Here is a 20,090-nt window from a genome sequence, read left to right on the forward strand (position 1 = left end):
CCAACAGAAGGGGCGTTGCTGAATCACATCGGCAACGCTCTTTTTGTTGTGGGTAGCCTGCCCCCATTTTTGTAAGTTCGCGTTTTAGCCAGCGCGGAACTCACTTCACCCTGTTGCACGTCTCATGAACAAACACATTCTCTTAACGCTGACAGCCTTTTCGCTGCATAGCCTGATGAACGCACAAACCCTGCCCAAGCCCCCCGTGGCCGCCGTCAAGCCCAAAACGCTGACCACAAATGGCGACTCCCGCACCGACAATTATTATTGGCTCAACAACCGCGAAGACAAGGAAGTCATCAACTACCTGACCGACGAGAACGCGTATACCGATGCTGTTCTGGCCCCGCAGAAGCCGCTGGAAGACAAGCTCTTCGCCGAAATGAAAGGCCGTATCAAGCAGCAGGACCAGTCGGTGCCGTATAAAGAAGGAGCCTATTACTACCAGACCAACTTTGTGCAGGGCGGCGAATACCCGATTTACGTCCGCAAGAAAGGGTCGCTGACAGCCCCCGAAGAGGTGATGTTTGATTGTAATGCGCTGGCCAAAGGACACAACTATTACAACCTGGGTGGTTTTGAAGTGTCGGACAATGACGAGCTGGCCATTTTTTGCGAAGACACGGTGAGTCGGCGGTTGTATACGTTGCGGGTAAAGAACCTGAAGACAGGGCAGATTTACCCCGAAGCTATCCCGAATGTGGAGGCGGGTGATTTTGCCTGGGCCACGGATAACAAGACGTTTTTCTACGTCAAGAAAGACCCAAAAACGCTGCTCGGCTACCAGGTATACCGACATATGCTGGGTAATGACCCTAAGAAAGACGTACTGGTGTATGAAGAAAAAGACAACCAGTTCTACATGGCGCTGTACCGGATGAAGTCGAAGAAATATATCGCCATCAACTGCGACCACAACGGCGTCACGTCGGAATACCGGTTGCTGGAGGCGAAAAACCCCAATGGCGAATTTGTGGTATTTTACCCCCGCGAGCGCGGTCATGAATACGATATTCAGCACTACAAGGACAAGTTCTACGTTCGCACTAACTACAAGGCGCAGAACTTCCGGCTCATGGAAACGCCCGACAAACTGCGGCAACCCAACATGAAGGCCGAAACCGGTTATACCAACGACCGGTCGAAGTGGACGGAGGTGATTCCGAACCGCGCCGACGTGTTTTTCCAGAACATGGACGTGTTTGCCAACCACCTGGTGCTGGGCGAACGTAAGGACGGCCTGGCTAAACTGCGTGTGATTAATCAGAAAACGAAGGCCGATGAATACCTCGATTTCGGTGAACCGGCCTACGTAGCTGGTATCGGACAGAATCCTGATTTCAACACCGATATTCTGCGTTACGGCTACTCGTCGCTGACCACGCCCGCGTCGGTGTTCGATTATAACATGGACACGAAGGCCAAGACGTTGCTGAAGCAGCAGGAGGTGCTGGGTGGCTTCGACAAAAACAATTACACATCTGAGCGTGTATTTGTGACCGCCCGCGACGGGGCTAGGGTGCCGGTTTCGATTGTGTATCGGAAGGGTACGCCAAAAGATGGTACGTCGCCGGTGCTGCAGTATGCCTACGGTTCTTACGGCAGTAACACCGAGCCGGGCTTTAGCAGCAACCGCATCAGCCTGCTCGACAGGGGTTTTATCTACGCCATTGCGCACATTCGCGGGGGGCAGGAGATGGGCCGACAGTGGTATGAAGATGGTAAGCTGTTGAAGAAAAAGAACACCTTCAATGACTTTGTAGATGTGTCTAAGTGGCTGATTGCCAATAAGTATGCGGCCCCAGATAAATTGTTTGCCTTGGGTGGCTCGGCAGGTGGCCTGTTGATGGGGGCCGTCATTAATCAGGCTCCCGAACTATACCGGGGCGTGGTGGCGGCAGTACCATTTGTGGACGTGGTCACGACCATGCTCGACGAAAGTATTCCCCTCACTACCGGTGAGTTTGAAGAGTGGGGTAACCCCAAAAAGAAGGCTTACTACGACTATATGCTGTCGTATTCGCCCTATGATCAGGTATCGAAGCAAACGTACCCGAACTTGCTCGTCACCACGGGTTTACACGATTCGCAGGTGCAGTATTGGGAGCCGGCCAAGTGGGTAGCCAAGCTCCGCACGATGAAAACCGGCGACAACCTGCTGCTGCTCCACACTAACATGGAGGCTGGTCACGGCGGCGCGTCGGGCCGTTTTCAGGCGCTGAAAGAAGTGGCGATGGAGTATGCATTCATGCTCAATCTAGCCGGGAAGGGAAGTTTGTAAGGTTCGCGACGGGCGGCTACGATGAGCCGCCCTTATTGTTATATAGAACTTTGACCTATTCGCAGATTGTTAATAGCTTGGTGAACGGAACCAACAAATAGGATGGAAGCGCAGAAAGTCAATATTGAGCAACCTTTAACTGCTGAGCAGATTATTTCTGCTCATAAAGCTCTTTCAGTTAAAAAACGTAAAAAGGTGAGACAGGTATTTAGGATTATTCATGCTTTTAAGGTTGTACAGTATCGTAAAAGGGAATCATCCACGGTAAAGAAAGAGAAGCGATTATTCGTTTCTGCTAAGGCTGGCCTTGAATTGAAAGGCGATGTCCAAATAGGTGATCCTTTTCGGGAACACTCAACCTATAAGTATTTATCTCCACCAAACCAACTCTGGCATTTAAACGCGTTGTTAGGAGACGACTTAGTCAATCAAGCATTGGAAGACAACAACGGTCGGTTGAGTGATAGTACTATTATAGATTTGTTGGCTAAACATTCCCTACCGTTTTACACAGATACTAATGAGCGTATTTTGTTTTTAGGTGAAAACAAACTAGCAGAGCGTGAACTCGGCCCTCTCAAACCAATCTCGGCTGTAGAAGCAGTTCAACGATACGGGCTTGCGAAACTGGAAGAAGCCAGTGAAAAGAGTTATACCCAAATCTGATGCCTGTCCCGACGCCTGAATTAGTCAACCGATTAGGTGTTCCAATACAACCGTTTGAGCGTAGTTTTTCAAAAAGAACTATAGCTATGGGAGAAGCCGATTTATTCGATGACGCTGTTTTTGACGCAACTAACGGTGGTCTTCCACCCGATTGCATTGAAACGCCCATCGAAAGCGTAACTAGGCAGGGTTCAGTAGGTCGCTATTTGTGGGTAATTGATTCGCTTGGTTTGAAAATCATTTTGGAAGCTACGCCGAATCCAAAGCGTACGACACGCCCAATCGTATGCCACACTAATATTACCGGGGGAAAACCAGCGTTGCATGGTGGCGAACTTTGGTTTGGTGCAGATGATAAAGTTTACATAAACAACGCATCGGGGAGATATGGAAATGCTGAACCAGAGCAGTGGGAGGCAGTTTTAGCTTATTTTACTTTTATCGGCTACGAAGTAGTTTCGCTTCCTTTTCTGTTCGGCTAATCTGCTACAACGCCCGCCCATTTTCCAGCCGTAAAAAATGCGTTACCGACGTTGGTATTTCGTCTGTATAGTGCGTCACAAACAGGAGCGTGGTGTTGTCTGGCAGGTTATCAAGCAGGTGCCGGGCACGGATAATCTGGGCGGGGTCGAGGCACTGGAAGGGTTCGTCGAAGATCAGCACCGGTGGGCGTTTGAGCAAGGCCCGGCACAATAATACGAGCCGTTGTTGCCCCGCTGACAAACTACCAAACTGCCGGTCAATGAATGTGTCCAGGTCAAAGTAAGCGAGCAACGACAGGGCATCGGCGGCGTGGGTCGGAGTAACCATGCGGGGTACCACAAGCGTGTCGGTGAGGCCGGTATAGACCACGTCGCGGACCGTGAGGTGGCGTGGAAAATACAGGTGCAGTTCGGGCGAGACAAAGCCGATCTGGCGTTTTATGGACCATATGCTCTGCCCTGTGCCCGTGCGCCCCCGCCCGTGGGGTTTGCCAAACAGCCGAATGTCATTGGCATAAGCCTGGGGGTGGTCGCCGTAAAGCAAACTCAGCAAAACAGATTTTCCTGACCCATTCGGCCCTAGTAAGGCCCAGCGTTCGCCCACCCGAACAGTCCAGTTCAGTTGATCCAAAATTACGCTATCGCCATACCGGACGGTCACGTCGCGCAGGTCAAACACCCTATCGGAAGGCAGCGGCGGCATCGGGGGCGTCTGCCAGTTGGGCAGGGGCGGGGTGGCTGTTTCCGCTATACCCAAAACCGGTAGCTCAGAACCCGTTTCAGGTCGAATTCTTTGCGAAACTACCTGTCCATACGCTACGTCGATCACATGGGTAATGGCCATTGGCAGCACGTCGGGCGGGGCCACCAGCACCAGTTGCGTACCGGCATTCATTAATTCATCAAGCCAGTTGACCAAGTCTTGCCGCATGGCCGCGTCCAGCCCCACAAATGGATCATCAAGTAGCAGCAGTGCTGGCTTGTTCAATAGCGCTTTGGCAATCAATACTTTTCGCGACTGTCCGTTCGATAGTTTGATGAACGGCAACGACAGCAACGGCAGTAAGCCTAATCGACTCAGAATACGTTCGCTATCAGCAAGTTGATCGTTCTGAAGTCCTAAAAAAGCCTGTACGTCGAGACTTTCTTCGAGGCCGGCGTGGTAGCGTTGCTGGTAGAAAAAACGACCGTAGTCGAAGGCGTGTGAGGCCGCCCGGAATGTCACTAGTGCCGTGCGGGCTTTGTGCTGTTCGCGGGTAATTCGTGGGTCCGAACAGCTGTTTTGGCTGAAAGAAAACTGACCCGCCTGTGGCAGCAGTTGCCCGGCCAATGCCTCCAGTAGCAGCGACTTCCCCGCGCCCGTTGGTCCAATAATAGCCCAGTGCTGCCCCGGCTCCAATACCAAATTGATATCCCGCAACACCACCGCTAACCCCTTTCGAAACAGCGCATTTTCCAGTTGAATCATAGGTATGTATGCAGTAGCGATAATAGGTTATACCTCTACGCCGACTGATACGGGCCTACTATGGGTTTCCAAAATACGCGAACTTGGCTAATATCGACTTTCGGTCTAGCTAGAGCTAGGTCATAGTTTTCCTGCACAGTCAACCAGAATTCAGCCGATGTATTCGGAAACGCTACTGCAAGCCGGATGGCCATTTCCGGGGTAACACTCTGTTTGCAGTTGATGATAGCCGAGAGCGTCTTTCGGGTAGTTCCCAAACCAGTCGCTACCTCGCCAATGGGTAATTTTTGTCCAGTTTCTTCGCGTAGTCCCTCTATGGTTTCGCGGATCAGTTCACCGGGGTGAGCCGGGTCGAAAAGTGCCATGTGAGTGTTTATTTAATGATAATCTATATAATCAACATCGGTGGCGTTCTCACCGTCAAACCGAAACGTAATGCGCCAGTTACCAGACACTTTGACCGCATAATACCCATCCAAATCTCCTTTCAATGGGTGGAAATTATAACCGGGTTGATTCATTTGTTCAGGACTTGTTGCCGCTTCTAATCGCGTTAAAATCAGTCGAATCTTGGCAAGATGAACCTGCTGTAGTTTAGAACGGTCACCTTTAGTGGCATAACGTTCTAAACCTTTATTACGATAGCTGACAATCATAACGCAAATGTAACACGAAACGTGTCAGGTGTCATTACAAACAATCCACGTCGATGACGATGCTCACCTGACGGAGACCTTTGTCGGTGAGAATGTTGGTGATGCATTCTTGGATAAATGCCTTCACGGCTTTGAAATTGATCTTTTCGCGCTCCAGTTTGATCAGAATATCGTACAGAAACTGGTTACGAACACGCTCCACCAGCGGCTCTTCGGGGCCAAGCGTGCGCTCATCGCCCAGCTTTTCGGCCAGGTCGGCGCGGAGTTTGTCGGCGGCGCGTTTGCTCACGCGCTGGTCGGTGTGGCGCACGGTGAGTTTGATGAGGCGAGAGAAGGGCGGGTAGTTGAAATTCTGGCGTTCCACGATCTCGTCGGTGTAGAGGGCGTGGTAATCGTTGTCGATGATCTTATTCAGTACTGGCTGGGTGGGATTTGCGGTTTGGATGAGCACGCGCCCCTGCCGGTCGGCCCGCCGACCGGCCCGGCCACTCACCTGCGTCATCATCTGAAAAGCCCGCTCGGTGGCCCTGAATTCGGGGAAATGAATGATCCGGTCGGCGTCGAAAATACCGACTAAACTCACATTGTCGAAATCTAATCCCTTGGTAATCATCTGCGTACCTACCAGAATATCGACGTTGCCGGTTTCAAATTCCTGGATAATCTGCTGGTAAGCGTTCTTGGCCCGCGTCGTGTCGAGGTCCATGCGCTGAATCCGGGCGTCGGGAAACAGAATCTGGAGTTGGTCTTCCAGTTTCTCGGTGCCGTAACCCACCGTTTTTACTTTGGTTGAACCGCAGATGGGGCACAGTTTGGGTACCATCTCTTTGTGACCACAGTAGTGGCAGCGCAATTCGGCGGCGCGCTGGTGGTAGGTCAGGCTCACGGCACAGTTGGGGCACTGTCCAATCCATTCGCAGTCTTCACACTGGATATACGGCGAATAGCCTCGCCGATTCTGGAATAAAATGCTTTGTTCGCCCCGCTCCAGATTGTCGGACAGCGCCTGATACAGCACCGACGAAAACTCATTTTTCATGGTTTTCTGGTGCCGCTCCTTCTTCACGTCGATGAGCGAAATAAATGGCAGGTTGGCATCGCCATACCGCTGGAACAACTCCACCAGCCCATAGCGACCCTGTTTAGCCTGGTAATATGATTCAATGCTTGGTGTAGCAGACCCCAGCAACACCTTAGCCTGTTGCCAGTAGGCCATCATCATGGCCACGTCGCGGGCATGGTAGCGCGGGGCGGGGTCGTGCTGTTTATAGGACGTCTCATGCTCTTCGTCGACGATGATCAGGCCGAGGTTATCGAACGGCAGAAACACTGCCGACCGCACACCCACCACAAACTGATACTGCCCCGACACAATGCCTTTCCATACTTCAACCCGCTCATTATCAGAGAATTTTGAGTGGTAAATGCCCATCTTGTCGCCGAACACTTTTTGCAGGCGTACTACAATCTGGGTGGTCAGGGCAATTTCGGGCAGGAGGTACAGCACCTGCGATCCACCTGCCAATACCTTCTGAATCAGGTCGATATACACTTCGGTTTTGCCGCTGCCCGTGATACCGTGAAAGAGTACAATGTCCTTTTCGGCGAAAAACGCCATCGTCTTGTCGGAGGCAGCCTGCTGGGCGGGAGTCAGCTTGATTTCACCCTGGGGCGAATAGGTCTGCGAGAAGCGCGGCTGGATAAGCTCGAACGTTTCGAACACACCATTTTTGATGAGCGTGGCCAACGACGAAGACGAAATTTCATCGTCCTGATTCAGCAGCGCTTTGTCGAGACCGGTCTGGTTCAGAGCAGGATTACGTTGTAACGGAACGTGACTTAAGTAGCGCATGACCGCCTCCTGCTGTTTAGGTAATTTTTCTAGTTTTCGAAGCAGAGATAACAGCAAGTCGGGGTTTTCATACTGCTGACTAAGTCGAATTTTACGCACCATTTTAGGTACATATTTTTCTTTGACCTCATCAAACACGATGACAGCCCGTTTACCCACCAATGACTTGATCAGCGTGGGTACGTTGACCTCACCAACGAGCCGCCCAACCTCTTCATACGACAGCGCCGGGTGCTTGCGCAGTTCGTCGAGCAGAACCGTTTCCTGCTCTGTCAGCAGTTCGGGATAATCGAAATCAGGGTTAAACTGTACCTTCGACTGGCTCGTGATTTTCAGCCCAGACGGTAGTGCCACGTTAAGTACTTCACCCACACAACACATATAGTACTCTGACATCCAGGTAAATAACTGTAATTGGTAACCTGTCACGAGCGGGTATTCGTCCAGCAGTTCGAGCACGTAGCGAGCCTGATAGCTCTGGGGTGGCTGGTTGTGCAACCGCGCCACTACAGCGGTCATTACCCGGCTCTTTCCGAAAGGAACAATTACTCTGGCCCCAATTTTGATAAGCCCGTTCATCTCCCGCTGAACCCGATAAGTAAACAATCGCGGCACAGGAATTGGCAGGATTAGATCGACAAAAAAGGTGCGCTCTTCAATTGACGAGTAGGTAAACAGAGGCTCAGACGACGAGTTATTCATAAGTAGTAAATATGCTCAGTAAAAGTCTGAGTATAAAAACGAGGTACTGGCAAGAAATTTGAGGTATTTAAACTTAAGTATCTCATCCCATAAACGCTTATCGACTTTGATCACGCAAACCAGACCTACTTCAGGAGGTCTCTGGTGGATAGTCGATTTGTGCTTACAGTAACGGTAATCGATTTCGTTGAACAGCCTTGAACATGAAAAATTTGCACATAGCATTTAGGTCGGGTCTATTACTTGGTACGGTATACCTGCTTACCCAATCCGTCTTATTCGCTCAAATTAAAGGCACGGTATACCGGGACTTCGACCAGAGCGGCACTCAGACCGCCTCACTGCCCGAAGAGCCGGGTGAGCCAAATATTGTTGTTCGGGCTTACGTAAATTTTAGCTCAACACCCATCTCAACCGTCACCGACGTTAACGGAGCTTACCAGTTTAGCGCGGCCGATATACCCGCTAATGCAAAGGTACGGATTGAGTTTTCAGGGCTGCCCGACGGCTACTTTTTTGGCGCAGCAGGAGCCGATGACCGCTCGAACGTACGCTTTGTACTAGCTGGGCCCGCCGCCACAGGTATAGACGTTGGGATCAATTACCCCACCGACTATTGCCAGAACGGTGAAATAACAACGATCATTCCCTGTTTTGTGAACGGTGATCCGTTAAGTACGGTAAACGCCGATGGGTCGCCCGTTGACCCCGCCAACCGGTCTGGTAACGCCGATGTGCTGGTGGCGTTTCCCTATTCGGCTACGGGTCTGGCGGGTGCCGGAAATTTCCCCCCGGCTCACCTGGCTACGGCTGCCCAGGTTGGTTCTATATGGGGCGTTAGTTTGTTGCGGTCTGAGAAAAAAGTGCTCACAGCGGCCTCCATCAAACGTCATACTGGCTTGGGTGTGTTAGGAACAGGCGGTATATATATCACCGACATCACCACACTCACCGCCACGTCTGCCGCCGTACTGGCTAATTATCCGCTTGTTGTAACTCAGCCGTTTTTCGACTTTCAGACTGATCTTAACGTGACAACCGGTGCTGACCCCCACTCTGGGTTATCGGGTAATAAACTACAACCCAGTGCCGACCCTGGCTCCATGACCGCTGTGGGTCGGGTGGGAATTGGGGGCATCGATATGTCGGACGATGAAAAAACGATGTACGCGGTAAACCTCTACGACCGCAAACTCTACGGCGTATTCATTGACTCACCGGCCCGCAAACCTGGTCCTGCCGATGTGAAATCGTGGACCATGGACCAGTCGGGATGTCCCAGCGGCGATTACCGGCCCTGGGGCGTATATAGCTACCGTAAAATTGTTTATGTAGCAGGCGTTTGTTCGGGAGAGTACCGAACCTCAAAAATTTCATCAACGACCTCGGTGATGGATGGTCTGGCTGCTACCCTGCCCGATACCGCCGGGCTTAAGCTGATTGTGCAGCGCGTTGACCCCCGCATAACGGGTGCCACCTTTCAGACAGTGTTAAGTTATCCACTGACATTCCGGCGTGGTCCCGCTGATTTAACAGACAACTGCATCAACTTCACATACTGGCTCCCCTGGACCAACGAGTTTCCCATGGCCTGTAATGACGGTGGCAACTTTGTGATGTGGCCACAGGCCATGGCCACCGATCTGGCCTTCGACGTAGACGGCTCCATGATCATTGGCATGCTCGACCGGTTTGGGCACATGGCGGGCCTCCAGAACCAGACGCCTCAGGGACAAGGGTCATTCAATGGGTTCACGGGGGGGGATATGTTACGGGCGGCCCCGCTTAACGCGGCCGGTACGGCCTACCAAATGGAAAATGACGGCTCGGTAGGCAATCCGATACGCACGGCAGGCGCTAACCTGGTGCCGGGTACGGGCATTACCGTTCAGGGAACCAACAACGGGCAAGGTCCGGGCGGGGGCGAATTTTATTACAATGACCAGTGGGCTTTGTTTGCCTCAAGCAGCACACTGGCCCACGATGAGGTAACCAACGGCTCGTTGATGCTGGTACCAGGCCGCAATGAAATTATGACGTCTGCTTTTGACCCCATCACGGGTATCTACCAGTCGGGCGGCATGAAGGTGTTCAACAATCGCAACGGTGGTATTCTACGCAACTATGCGCTTTACGCTAACCTGGGTAGCGGCACCGACGGCACATTTGGTAAAGTGTCGGGGTTGGGTGATGGCAAAGCGCTCTGCGATCTGCCCGGTCTCGAAATAGGCAACCGCGTTTGGTTTGATGATAACCGCAACGGCATCCAGGATCCCTATGAACCGGGTGTTGACGGTGTAACCCTCGACCTGTTTGACATGGGTACCGGAGGAACCAAAATCGCTTCAACAACCTCAGCCAATGGCGGTCAGTACATCTTTAACCAGAATAATGTGCCGGGCGGGTTGCTCCACAACCGCAACTACGAGATTCGTATGGCTATGGCGCAGCTGCCCAGCCTTGATCTGGCCGCGCAAAAGCCTGTTGGTGGACCGGGTGCCCGCCGGGCGGCTGTGTCGCGCACTTACTTTATCTCGCCGCAATTTCAGGCATCTGGTGCTGATAGTCCTATCCGCGACAATAACGCCATCCAAATCGGGACTAATGCTGTTATTCAGCTAACCACGGGGTCATTTGGTGAAAACAACTACAACAGCGACTTCGCCATTTATTCATGCCCCACCCTTACGGCGCAGGTTGAAGCCCTCTCGGTCTGCGCCAACGCCGCCAAAATACCCGACATCCCGTTTAATGGTGAAAATTTCGCGCTCGTAGACAATCTGCAATTTGTGCTCTTTACCAGTCCGCAAAGTGGTACAGCCATGTACACAGGCGGCACAGTTTTGGCCACGCTCACGCCTGCCAATCCCGCCAGCCAGGTTGTTTCGCTAACGGCGGCGACTATTTCCACCCAGAACACCACGGGTGCGCCCCTGTCCTTCTACGTCTACGGCATTATCTCGCCCGCCCCCGCCGATCCCACCTGTCGGGTGTCGTCGTTGACGAAACTAACGATCCTGCCCAAGCCCTCAGTTGCGGTTACGCCCAACTCCGCCACGCTGACCTGCAACCAGCCCACGGCCACACTACAAGTGCAAACCCCCACGCCCGACGCTGTTTATACCTGGCTTAGCCCACCCAACGGCACCACTACAGCGGGCACCTCGCTGTTGGTCAGCGCGCCGGGTGTTTATACCGTAACGGCTTCGCTAAGTGCCTGTGCGGCTATTTCGGGTACGGTGCTAGTGAGCGAAGACAAAACCACGCAGCCTGTAACAGTCAACGACGCCACGCTGTCATGCCGTAATCCAACAGCTTCGCTGACGGCGCTGGTTGGTGGTCAGGTCACCACGATGTCTGTGACTTGGCATGGGCCGAACGGCTTCACCAGCACCCAAAACCCCATTTCTGTCACGCTACCAGGTACATATTCCGCCATGGTCACGTCTGCCAACGGCTGTACTGTAATCGCTGCGGGTGGGATCGTGACGCAGGGTGCCTCTACTACACCCGCTCTTGAAGCGTTTGGTGGTGCCAAGGCCTGCAATGCCTGCTCAGTAACGCTGGTGGCCGAAGCGGTAGGCGTATCGTTCTACTGGACTGGTCCCGGCAGTTTTACCAGCAGTGAACAAAGGCCTGTGGTAACGCTGGCAGGCAACTACACCATCACGGTCTATGACCTGGAAACGGGTTGCCCCAACCAGACTATTGTCACGGTAGAATCACCCTCCGGAGATCAGTGCATCACCACCCTATCTATTGCCCCTACCGCTGCTACCATCTGTTCGGGTGGCGCAGCCGGGGTTATTACCGCTACGGTAAGTACCACGCTGACACCGGGGCAGCAGGTGCAGTTTGTGTTGTTCAGTAGTCCTCAAACAGGCACCGACATGTATGCCGGTGGAACGGTGCTGGCCACGGTAACGCCCAATGGTAGTAACCAGGCCATTTTGCCTGCCAACGCACTAACTGGCATCATCAACGGTAGTGCGCAATCGGTCGACAACTATCTCTACGCTGTTTTGTCGCCGGTAGGTCAGGCGCGGGCCGACTGCAAACCGTCGGCGTTGCTTACACTGACTGTTTTACCAGGCGGCTGTCTTGCCATTCGAGGTAGTCGCGTGCGGTAGAACAGCCCTTTCAAACTTTAGTAAAGACCCCGAAGCACAAACCTTTGGGGTCTTTTTTTGCGTTACAAACACAGACGATAACGGAGCAATCCGGGCCATATGAATACCAATCAACCTTACGACGTGCTGATTGTGGGCGGCGGTCCCTGCGGATTAGCCGCCGGAATTGAAGCCAGCAAAAGCGGATTAAGCCACATCATTCTTGAAAAGGGTAGTATCACGGAGTCTATTCGGCGGTATCCGAAACTGATGCGCTTTTTCTCTACCGCCGAAAACATCGAGATTGGCGGCATCCCGTTCCCGGTGTCAAGCGTGAAGGCCAACCGTAACGAGGCACTCCAGTATTACCGTAAAGTAGCTGCATACTACAAGCTCAATACCAGAGTTTTTACCGAGGTGCAGCGCGTGCAGAAACAAGGCGACGTATTTGTGGTGACTACCACCAAAAACGAAATCTTTCGGGCTTATAAAGTAATTCTGGCTACCGGCTATTTCGACAAGCCCCGCTGGCTGGGCATTCCCGGTGAAGACGGCCCGCAAGTGTCTCACTATTACGACGAGCCGTTCAAATATTCGTTCACGAAAGTGGTCATCATCGGCGCGTCGAACTCGGCGGTCGAGGCGGCTCTGGAATTGTATCGCCATGATGTTGACGTGACGGTGGTGCATCGCGGCCCCGACTTCCGTTCGACGGTGAAATACTGGCTGATTCCCGACGTAAAAAACCGGGTGAAAGAAGGTAAAATCAAGACCGTGTTCGACAGCTGCGCCACCCGTATTGGTCCCGACTTTGTGCGGGTGCACAACCAGCTTACCGGAGAGATAAGTAATATCCCCGCCGACTTTGTACTGGTGTTGACGGGCTATACACCTGATGCTGAACTGCTTCAACGGTGTGGGGTAGAACTAAACCCCGACACGCAGGTACCCGTCTACGACCGCGAAACGTTTGAGACTAACGTGTCGGGCCTTTATGTCTGCGGCACGGTGCTGGCGGGTATTTACACCGAAAAAGTATTTATCGAAAACGGCCGCGAACACGCACAGGCCATCATCGACCACATTGTAGGCCGCGAGGTACACAAGGTGAACGAACTGGTGCAGCGGATTTAAAAATAGGGTTAAAGTTTAAGGTCTAACGTCCAACGTTGCTTGACACAATATGCTGGCGCATTGAGCAACGTTGGACTTTAGACCTTAAACTTTAACCCTATTTTTGCCCCATGAATACCCCCCTTCCCGACCTGTTTGGTCAGTTTAATTCGTTGCGCGTACTCATTGTGGGCGATGTAATGCTCGATGCCTACGTGTGGGGCCGTGTAGAGCGGATTTCACCCGAAGCGCCCGTACCTATTGTGACTGTGAACCGGCGTGAAGTGCGGTTGGGCGGCGCAGGTAACGTTCTCTTAAACGTGCAGGCCCTTGGTGCTGAGGCCATTATCTGTTCGGTAATCGGTACTGACATGGCTGGTGATCAACTGGTGCAGCAACTCACCCAACGGAGTCTTCGATGCGAAGGCCTGATCCGGTCGGAGGGGCGGCTGACGACCATCAAAGAGCGCATTATTGCCGGGTCGCAGCAGGTAGTACGCGTCGATACAGAGACCGATAAGTACATCACCGACGACGACCGGGCGCAGCTTGTTGCCCGCGCCAAAGACTTGATCCCCAGCTGCCACGTTGTCATTTTTGAGGATTATGACAAGGGCGTACTCAGTCGTGAAGCCATCGCCGAGATTACAGCATTTGCCAACGAGCACCACGTACCCACGGTGGTTGATCCTAAAAAAAGGCACTTCCTGGACTACGAACACGCCACGTTGTTCAAGCCCAATCTGAAAGAACTGCGCGAGGGACTGAAAGTGGATTTTAACGTTGATCAGCCTGGTGAGCTAACCCACATAGTAGACCAGCTAAAAACCCGGATGCACCTGCGTGGTACGCTTATAACCCTTTCAGAACGAGGTGTCTATATTGACCTCGATGGTGTTCAGGATCGCCTGCCCGCCCACGTCCGGCAAATTGCCGACGTGTCGGGAGCGGGTGACACTGTGATTAGTATTGCCGCCTGTTGCGTGGCCCTGAAGCAATCACCACACCGCATTGCGGGCCTGTCGAACCTGGGCGGGGGTCTTGTCTGCGAAAGTGTGGGCGTGGTACCTATCGACAAGGCACATTTATTGGAAGAGGCCCTGCGGCTGGGTGTCTGAAATTGCCTGTAAATAACGCCTACTGCCATGACCACCCTCGTACTGCCCATTGAGCTTGAACCGGGCGTGGTCATATCTATATTCGACTTTACGCGGCAGTTAAATGACGATCAATTCTACGATTTCTGTCAAGCCAATGCCAATCATTTTTTTGAACGTGATGCCTTCGGGAATTTACTGTTAGTGGCACCTTCTGGTGGTGAAAAGGGAGCGATTAACTGTGAGTTGGTTGCTGAACTAATTATTTGAAACCATCAGGCAAAGCTCGGTTTTGTCTACGATTCGTCAACGGCGTTCCGTCTACCCAATGGTGCTGTTCGTATCTCGGATGTCGCATGGGTAACTGCTGAACGCCGGAATGCATTTACGCCAGAACAACGCAGAAAATTTCTGCCCCTCTGCCCTGATTTTTTGGCTGAATTGGTTAGCGAATCGGATTCACAGAAAGATACCGAGGAGAAAATGATTGAGTACATGGCGAATGGCTGCCGATTGGGCTGGCTCCTCAACCCCAAAACAACCACCGCCAAAGTGTACCGCGCCAATGGCTCTATCGACGTTATCACTAGCTTCGACGGTACATTGTCCGGCGAAGATGTCCTACCCGATTTCTTGTTGTCGCTGATGCTGTTTCGTAGCAAGCAGGACGGTTTGCTCGGTATCTGCCCGTTTTTAGGATGGTGCGTAGGTCCAGGCTATAGTAAGTCCGGCTGGTATATGGCTTGTGTAATAAGCTGTCTGCCAGCTATTTTTTTGCCTATACCGTAACCAAACTATGCACCGTATCACGATCCAAAAGGTCCTCGGCGAACCCCTGCTCTTTGTTGTAGTCATCGCGCTGTGGCTCACGTCAACAAATACGAATTACGCACTGGCCCAGACGAAGCAAAAACAGGCCGGAATGCCCGTGCAACAGCCTGTACTGGGTGTGCGCTCTGTACAGCTGATACGTATTAGTGGCCTGACATTCAGAGACTTAAACAAAAACGGGAAGCTTGATAAGTACGAAGACTGGCGGTTGCCTATTGCCCAGCGCACCGCTGATCTGGTGGCCAGAATGTCGCTGGAGGAAAAGGTGGGATTTATGCTCATCAGTTCCGCGCGGCTGAAGAACGACTGGTCGTTTGAGGCACCCAAAAATAAAGACGCCGTCACCAGCGATTTCAACGAAGAAGACCTGGTGCAAACTGGCAATATGTTCACCAAAAAGCCCTTGCCAATAGCCATGATGATGGCTGCCGGCACTACCAAGGGTGTGACCCAATACCACCTGCGGCACTTCATTTTGCGGGCCAACGTCAGTGCCCGAACCACCGCCGAATGGGCCAATAAACTACAGGCTCTCTGCGAAGCCGATGGTCTGGGTATTCCGGCCATTATTGCCTCAAACCCCCGCAACCACATCACCCGCGATGCGTCTATCGGCCTGAGCGTGGGCAAAACCGTGTTCTCGACCTGGCCCGGTGAGCTAGGTCTGTCGGCCATGCGCGACCTGCCGCTGGTGCGCGAATTTGCCGATATCGCCCGGCAGGAATGGGCGGCGGTTGGCCTCCGTAAAGGCTATATGTACATGGCCGATCTGGCCACCGAACCCCGCTGGCAGCGCGTGGAGGGTACGTTTGGCGAAAATGCCGACTGGGTAGCGCAGATGATGACGCAGATTGTATTGGGCTTTCAGGGCAACACAATTAGTCCAACGTCAGTAGCTCTGACTACCAAACATTTCCCCGGTGGCGGCGCGGCAGAGGGCGGGCAGGATCCCCACTTCGACTGGGGCAAAAACGAGCGTTTTTTGGGCAACATGTTTGCCAATAACCTCATTCCGTTTAGGGCCGCCATTAAGGCAGGAACCTCGGCCATCATGCCCTACTATTCCATTCCGCAGGACACCAAGTATGAGCACATTGCCTATGCCTATAACAAAGGTGTGATCCAGGACTTGCTACGGAAAGAAATGGGTTTCGACGGGATCATCAACTCCGATACCGGGCCAATTGAAATGATGCCCTGGGGGGCCGAAAATCTCTCGCTGACTGAACGCTATAAACGTACGCTGGAGGCCGGCGTGAACCTGTATTCAGGTACGGCAGACCCCACGAAACTGCTGGAAACGGTACGTAGCGGAGCCGTTGACATGCGCCTGGTCGACGAGTCGGTGCGGCGGTTGTTGCTGGAAAAATTCCGGCTGGGCCTGTTCGAGAACCCGTATGTGGACGAGGCTGCCGCCGAGCAACTGGTGGGCAACGCCCGTTTTCAGGCCCGCGCCGATCTGGCCATGCGCAAGTCGATTGTACTGCTGCGCAATGAGGCAAAAGCACTGCCCCTGGCTCCAAAAACGAAAGTTTATTTTGAACAGTACTACCGACAAGCCAACCCACAGGCCAGCCCCAGTAACGTGTTTACTGACAAAATGGGCAAGTACAACCTGACCTTTGTGAAGACACCCGAAGAAGCGGACGTCATTGTGCTCTGGATTACGCCCGGTGCCAAATCACTCTTCAACGCTGATGGGCCGCCGCTGTACCTGTCACTGTCGAAAAACGCCGTCGATGTGGCTTATGTAAATGCGCTTACGGCCAAAAAACCAACAATTCTGGCCATCAATTATACCAACCCCTGGGTGATCGACGAGGTGTATAACGATGCCGGAAAAGCCAACATCCGGGGTGTTCTGGCTACCTTCGGCACCACCACCGACGCCTTTCTGGACATCATAACCGGGCAGTTCAACCCGTCGGGCAAAATGCCGTTTTCAACGCCGCTATCAGAAGCCGCTGCCCAAGATCAGAAAACCGACGTGCCCGGCTACCTCGAAGGCCCGGGCTACGCGCTGTTCAACTACGACGAAGGGTTGCGGTATAAGTAGTGTACTACACAAAAAACGGCACGTCTTTGGGAGCGTATTTGCGCATACCTTCTTCGTTGATCTCTACCCCAATACCCGGCTTTTCGGAGAGCGGAATAAACCCATTGCTGACCATGGGTCCGTCGAACGTGACGATTTCTTTGAACATGGGCTCTTCGTGGAAATAAATCTGCCACTCCAAAATCAGGAAATTAGGTACCGACGCGCAAACGTGGCTGGAGGCCATCGCTCCAAGGTATGAGGCCACCATATGGGGTGCAAATGGCACGTAGTACAGATTGGCCAGGTTAGCAATGCGCTGACCTTCGCCAAGGCCACCGGCTTTCTGTATGTCGGGCATGATGATGTCTACGGCCCCAATTTCGAGCAGTTTCCGGAAGCCATGCGCCAGATAATGGTTCTCGCCTGCACAAATTGGCGTGTTCGACGATTCGCGAATTTGCTTGTAGGCTTCCGGATTTTCGGCAGGAATAGGCTCTTCCAGAAACAGCAGGTTCAGCGGCTCCATCAGCTTGGCCACGCGGCGGCCCGTTGGGAGGTCGTACCGCCCGTGCATGTCTACGCAGATATCGACTTTAGGGCCAACGGCTTTCCGCACCCCGGCAATCTGATTGTACATCCGCTCTAGTTCACCGGGGCTGGCTGTCCAGTTGTAGGCGTCATACTTGTTGGGGTCGTTGCGCTCGTCGATATCATATTTCACGGCATTAAAGCCCATATCGACAGCCTTACGGGCACTTTTGCCAAAAGCATCCGGGCTGGTATCTGTTTCGCGGTACGCGCCCGTGTCGCAGTACACCCGCACCCGGTCCCGAAACTTACCACCCAGTAACTGGTATACAGGCAGGCCCAGCGCCTTGCCAACAAGGTCCCAAAGTGCCGTTTCAACCGCCGACAGCACCGAAATGTACATACCCGCCTGGGCACCCTCGAAAAAGCCCGATTTTCGGACATCTTCAAAAAGGCGGTTCACATTGAGTGGGCTTTTGCCTTTGATGCGTTCGCCCATCAGCTTCACCAGGTGATACGTGCCCACCGAAGCATCTACAGCTTCGCCACAGCCCCAGATACCCTGATTGGTATGCACTTTCACAAACAGGCTGTGGCCGTTGCGGATGTAGCCGCATTTGATGTTGGTGATCTTCAGGTCTGACGGGGCCGACGACAGCGGTGCCCGGTCGACGGCCGTTTCCAATCCTTCACCGAAAGCTGTTAACGCGTTGGCTGTGAGTACACTGGCAATGGCGCTTTTGGTCAGAAACGAACGCCTTGAGGTAGCATTTTTCATAAGGGCAGGGAATAGGGCGTTGGTTTACCAGGTGCGCGTTTTCAAATAATCCTGTATTTGTTCTTTCGGCACGGGCAGTTCGCCAATGTGCGCGTTGAGCCACCTGGAAAAGTCTTTCTCGATCTCATCCGACCAGCGGTTGTCGATTTGGCCGGGGGTGTATTTCTGTTCACGCAGTCGCAAATGGCCGAACATATCACGCAGCCGGACGATCTCGGACGTTTTCACGACTTTCTCGGCCAGGTGGGGTGGAATAAAGATGACGCCCCCGTCGCGGCCAAGTACCACGTCGCCGGGCATGACCATGACTTTACCAATGCGCGTAGGCTGGTTAATGCCCACCAGCGTGGTGTTCAGTTCGCCGTCGGGGTTGTTGAGGTGATGGGAGGGATGATAACTGCGAAAAAACGACGTAAACCCGCCAATTTCTTTCAGCCCGGCCACATCCCGAACGGCTCCTTCATACACAATGCCATTACCCGTTTTGGCATAGATCGAATTGCCGAGGTTGTCGCCGATGGTGGGGCCGTCTTCGTGCATATTAAACTGATCCACCACATACACGTCACCTTTGGTGAGCAGGTCGATGGGCCAGGCATTCTGCGATTTCACACGCCCGTCTTTTTCATGCCCCTTCTTGTCAATCACCCGGTGTACATCGGGGCGGCCGGGCATGAACGTGGCCGTAACAGCCCGCCCCACCAGTACACTATCGGGATTGATGAGCTGCCAGCCGCCTGCATACTGGTATTTATAATTTTCGCCTTTTAGTACGGCCCAGGCCTCTTCATGCGTAACCCGCTTCATGCGTTTCAGAATGGCATCGGGCACTTTGGGACGTCCGTCGGCGTAGCGTTCGCCCGTCCATTCGGGCGTCATAAACAGCAGTTGTTCTTTCGAAATTTGTTGCCCAATGGCGGCGGTGACGGGCCGGAGCAGGCAAAGTGCAGCGGCAAAAGCAATTCGTTTCATGGCGGCAGGCTATAGAGATCAGTTCTAGCCTCAAATCAACAGAGTCGGGTTGATCTACCCGTTTCAAACTGGTTGATTTTCAATCAACTCCACTACTGCCCTGCATTACTCACCCATTGGCAAGCCGCCTGTTATCCTATTGGTCCTTTACCTGCAAAGTTGACTCTGTACGTGTCGGCTTCGATGGCATTGCTATCAGCTTCCGGCGAACGGTGTCTCGAATATGCCGACGGCAAGTTCTAGCCAGATCAGGACGAGTGCCACCAGAACCACGCCACAGATCATGATTCGGTGCTTAACGTTACTCACATTCCTTAGTATAAACTCACACAGCAGACCAGCACCAAGCAGTAAAATGCCCATTGCGACGAAGTCGGATAAAGACCAGTTCACTTCATCTGTAAACTGCATCGCTATCAGTGGAATTAGTAATAGAAGCGCTACTGTGAGCACGATACCGATAAGTCGTCTGTTTTGCGTAATCATGATCGCTTTGCTGAAACTGTGTGTTTTTGAA

Annotated in this window: 15 protein-coding genes and 1 pseudogene; 9 read left to right on the plus strand and 7 right to left on the minus strand. The window is 52.9% G+C overall.

Annotated elements, in window-relative coordinates; translation table 11 throughout:
• The first annotated feature begins 124 nt into the window (after window positions 1-124).
• From J2I47_RS15555 to J2I47_RS15565, 3 genes are all read left to right on the plus strand, one after another.
• On the plus strand, window positions 125-2,281 hold the full coding sequence (locus J2I47_RS15555) for a S9 family peptidase (RefSeq protein WP_207365503.1): 2,157 nt from the start codon (window positions 125-127) through the stop codon (window positions 2,279-2,281).
• 102 nt (window positions 2,282-2,383) lie between these two features.
• Window positions 2,384-2,947: a hypothetical protein gene (locus tag J2I47_RS15560; protein WP_207365504.1), complete on the plus strand. Its 564-nt coding sequence runs from the start codon at window positions 2,384-2,386 to the stop codon at window positions 2,945-2,947.
• An 86-nt stretch (window positions 2,948-3,033) separates the two neighbouring features.
• Window positions 3,034-3,429, plus strand: a complete 396-nt coding sequence (locus J2I47_RS15565) for a hypothetical protein (RefSeq protein WP_207365505.1) — start codon at window positions 3,034-3,036, stop codon at window positions 3,427-3,429.
• Window positions 3,430-3,433: 4 nt separating this feature from the next.
• Here J2I47_RS15565 and J2I47_RS15570 read toward each other — a convergent pair whose 3' ends face one another.
• Genes J2I47_RS15570 through priA form a run of 4 tightly spaced genes read right to left on the minus strand, consistent with a single transcriptional unit; the run spans window position 3,434 to window position 8,107 of the window.
• Window positions 3,434-4,897, minus strand: a complete 1,464-nt coding sequence (locus tag J2I47_RS15570; RefSeq protein ID WP_207365506.1) for an ATP-binding cassette domain-containing protein — start codon at window positions 4,895-4,897, stop codon at window positions 3,434-3,436.
• A 35-nt stretch (window positions 4,898-4,932) separates the two neighbouring features.
• On the minus strand, window positions 4,933-5,262 hold the full coding sequence (locus J2I47_RS15575; RefSeq protein WP_207365507.1) for a HigA family addiction module antitoxin: 330 nt from the start codon (window positions 5,260-5,262) through the stop codon (window positions 4,933-4,935).
• 12 nt (window positions 5,263-5,274) lie between these two features.
• Window positions 5,275-5,553 (minus strand): type II toxin-antitoxin system RelE/ParE family toxin, encoded by a 279-nt coding sequence (locus J2I47_RS15580; protein ID WP_207365508.1) that lies wholly within the window; start codon window positions 5,551-5,553, stop codon window positions 5,275-5,277.
• Window positions 5,554-5,587: 34 nt separating this feature from the next.
• Entirely contained in the window at window positions 5,588-8,107 is a 2,520-nt protein-coding gene (gene priA, locus J2I47_RS15585; RefSeq protein WP_207365509.1) for a replication restart helicase PriA, read from the minus strand.
• Between the two features lie 203 nt (window positions 8,108-8,310).
• On the opposite strand from priA, the gene J2I47_RS15590 reads away from it, so the two are divergent.
• The 6 genes and pseudogenes from J2I47_RS15590 (at window position 8,311) to J2I47_RS15615 (ending at window position 17,313) form a co-directional block, all read left to right on the plus strand.
• Window positions 8,311-12,237 (plus strand): SdrD B-like domain-containing protein, encoded by a 3,927-nt coding sequence (locus J2I47_RS15590; protein ID WP_207365510.1) that lies wholly within the window; start codon window positions 8,311-8,313, stop codon window positions 12,235-12,237.
• Between the two features lie 99 nt (window positions 12,238-12,336).
• A complete protein-coding gene (locus tag J2I47_RS15595; protein ID WP_207365511.1) occupies window positions 12,337-13,350 on the plus strand; it encodes a YpdA family putative bacillithiol disulfide reductase in 1,014 nt (337 codons plus the stop codon).
• A 110-nt stretch (window positions 13,351-13,460) separates the two neighbouring features.
• The gene (locus tag J2I47_RS15600; protein ID WP_207365512.1) at window positions 13,461-14,447 is read left to right on the plus strand and encodes a bifunctional heptose 7-phosphate kinase/heptose 1-phosphate adenyltransferase; all 987 of its coding nucleotides are present in this window, start codon (window positions 13,461-13,463) and stop codon (window positions 14,445-14,447) included.
• 27 nt (window positions 14,448-14,474) lie between these two features.
• Window positions 14,475-14,696 carry a hypothetical protein gene (locus J2I47_RS15605; RefSeq protein WP_207365513.1) on the plus strand — a complete coding sequence of 74 codons (222 nt, stop codon included), beginning with the start codon at window positions 14,475-14,477 and terminating at the stop codon, window positions 14,694-14,696.
• An 18-nt stretch (window positions 14,697-14,714) separates the two neighbouring features.
• Window positions 14,715-15,215, plus strand: a pseudogene (locus J2I47_RS15610) (Uma2 family endonuclease); the annotation flags it as partial.
• A 133-nt stretch (window positions 15,216-15,348) separates the two neighbouring features.
• Window positions 15,349-17,313 carry a glycoside hydrolase family 3 protein gene (locus J2I47_RS15615; RefSeq protein WP_207365555.1) on the plus strand — a complete coding sequence of 655 codons (1,965 nt, stop codon included), beginning with the start codon at window positions 15,349-15,351 and terminating at the stop codon, window positions 17,311-17,313.
• A gap of 4 nt (window positions 17,314-17,317) precedes the next feature.
• Here J2I47_RS15615 and J2I47_RS15620 read toward each other — a convergent pair whose 3' ends face one another.
• The 3 genes from J2I47_RS15620 to J2I47_RS15630 form a co-directional block, all read right to left on the minus strand.
• Complete coding sequence (locus J2I47_RS15620; RefSeq protein ID WP_207365514.1) at window positions 17,318-18,601, minus strand: mandelate racemase/muconate lactonizing enzyme family protein; 1,284 nt, start codon at window positions 18,599-18,601, stop codon at window positions 17,318-17,320.
• Between the two features lie 24 nt (window positions 18,602-18,625).
• Window positions 18,626-19,573 carry an RraA family protein gene (locus J2I47_RS15625; RefSeq protein WP_207365515.1) on the minus strand — a complete coding sequence of 316 codons (948 nt, stop codon included), beginning with the start codon at window positions 19,571-19,573 and terminating at the stop codon, window positions 18,626-18,628.
• Between the two features lie 195 nt (window positions 19,574-19,768).
• Window positions 19,769-20,059 carry a hypothetical protein gene (locus tag J2I47_RS15630; RefSeq protein ID WP_207365516.1) on the minus strand — a complete coding sequence of 97 codons (291 nt, stop codon included), beginning with the start codon at window positions 20,057-20,059 and terminating at the stop codon, window positions 19,769-19,771.
• Window positions 20,060-20,090: the final 31 nt, after the last annotated feature.

The organism is Fibrella rubiginis (assembly GCF_017353185.1).
In the GTDB taxonomy this organism is placed as follows: domain Bacteria; phylum Bacteroidota; class Bacteroidia; order Cytophagales; family Spirosomataceae; genus Fibrella; species Fibrella rubiginis.

What these genes read in the sequence shown, in the direction of transcription:
- J2I47_RS15570 (WP_207365506.1), bottom strand. Translation starts at nt 4,897, where the DNA reads ATGATTCAACTGGAAAATGCGCTGTTTCGAAAGGGGTTAGCGGTGGTG.
- J2I47_RS15620 (WP_207365514.1), bottom strand. Translation starts at nt 18,601, where the DNA reads ATGAAAAATGCTACCTCAAGGCGTTCGTTTCTGACCAAAAGCGCCATT.
- J2I47_RS15595 (WP_207365511.1), top strand. Translation starts at nt 12,337, where the DNA reads ATGAATACCAATCAACCTTACGACGTGCTGATTGTGGGCGGCGGTCCC.
- J2I47_RS15565 (WP_207365505.1), top strand. Translation starts at nt 3,034, where the DNA reads ATGGGAGAAGCCGATTTATTCGATGACGCTGTTTTTGACGCAACTAAC.
- J2I47_RS15560 (WP_207365504.1), top strand. Translation starts at nt 2,384, where the DNA reads ATGGAAGCGCAGAAAGTCAATATTGAGCAACCTTTAACTGCTGAGCAG.
- J2I47_RS15575 (WP_207365507.1), bottom strand. Translation starts at nt 5,262, where the DNA reads ATGGCACTTTTCGACCCGGCTCACCCCGGTGAACTGATCCGCGAAACC.
- J2I47_RS15625 (WP_207365515.1), bottom strand. Translation starts at nt 19,573, where the DNA reads ATGAAACGAATTGCTTTTGCCGCTGCACTTTGCCTGCTCCGGCCCGTC.
- J2I47_RS15590 (WP_207365510.1), top strand. Translation starts at nt 8,311, where the DNA reads ATGAAAAATTTGCACATAGCATTTAGGTCGGGTCTATTACTTGGTACG.
- J2I47_RS15615 (WP_207365555.1), top strand. Translation starts at nt 15,349, where the DNA reads ATGCCCGTGCAACAGCCTGTACTGGGTGTGCGCTCTGTACAGCTGATA.
- J2I47_RS15555 (WP_207365503.1), top strand. Translation starts at nt 125, where the DNA reads ATGAACAAACACATTCTCTTAACGCTGACAGCCTTTTCGCTGCATAGC.
- J2I47_RS15600 (WP_207365512.1), top strand. Translation starts at nt 13,461, where the DNA reads ATGAATACCCCCCTTCCCGACCTGTTTGGTCAGTTTAATTCGTTGCGC.
- J2I47_RS15580 (WP_207365508.1), bottom strand. Translation starts at nt 5,553, where the DNA reads ATGATTGTCAGCTATCGTAATAAAGGTTTAGAACGTTATGCCACTAAA.
- priA (WP_207365509.1), bottom strand. Translation starts at nt 8,107, where the DNA reads ATGAATAACTCGTCGTCTGAGCCTCTGTTTACCTACTCGTCAATTGAA.
- J2I47_RS15605 (WP_207365513.1), top strand. Translation starts at nt 14,475, where the DNA reads ATGACCACCCTCGTACTGCCCATTGAGCTTGAACCGGGCGTGGTCATA.
- J2I47_RS15630 (WP_207365516.1), bottom strand. Translation starts at nt 20,059, where the DNA reads ATGATTACGCAAAACAGACGACTTATCGGTATCGTGCTCACAGTAGCG.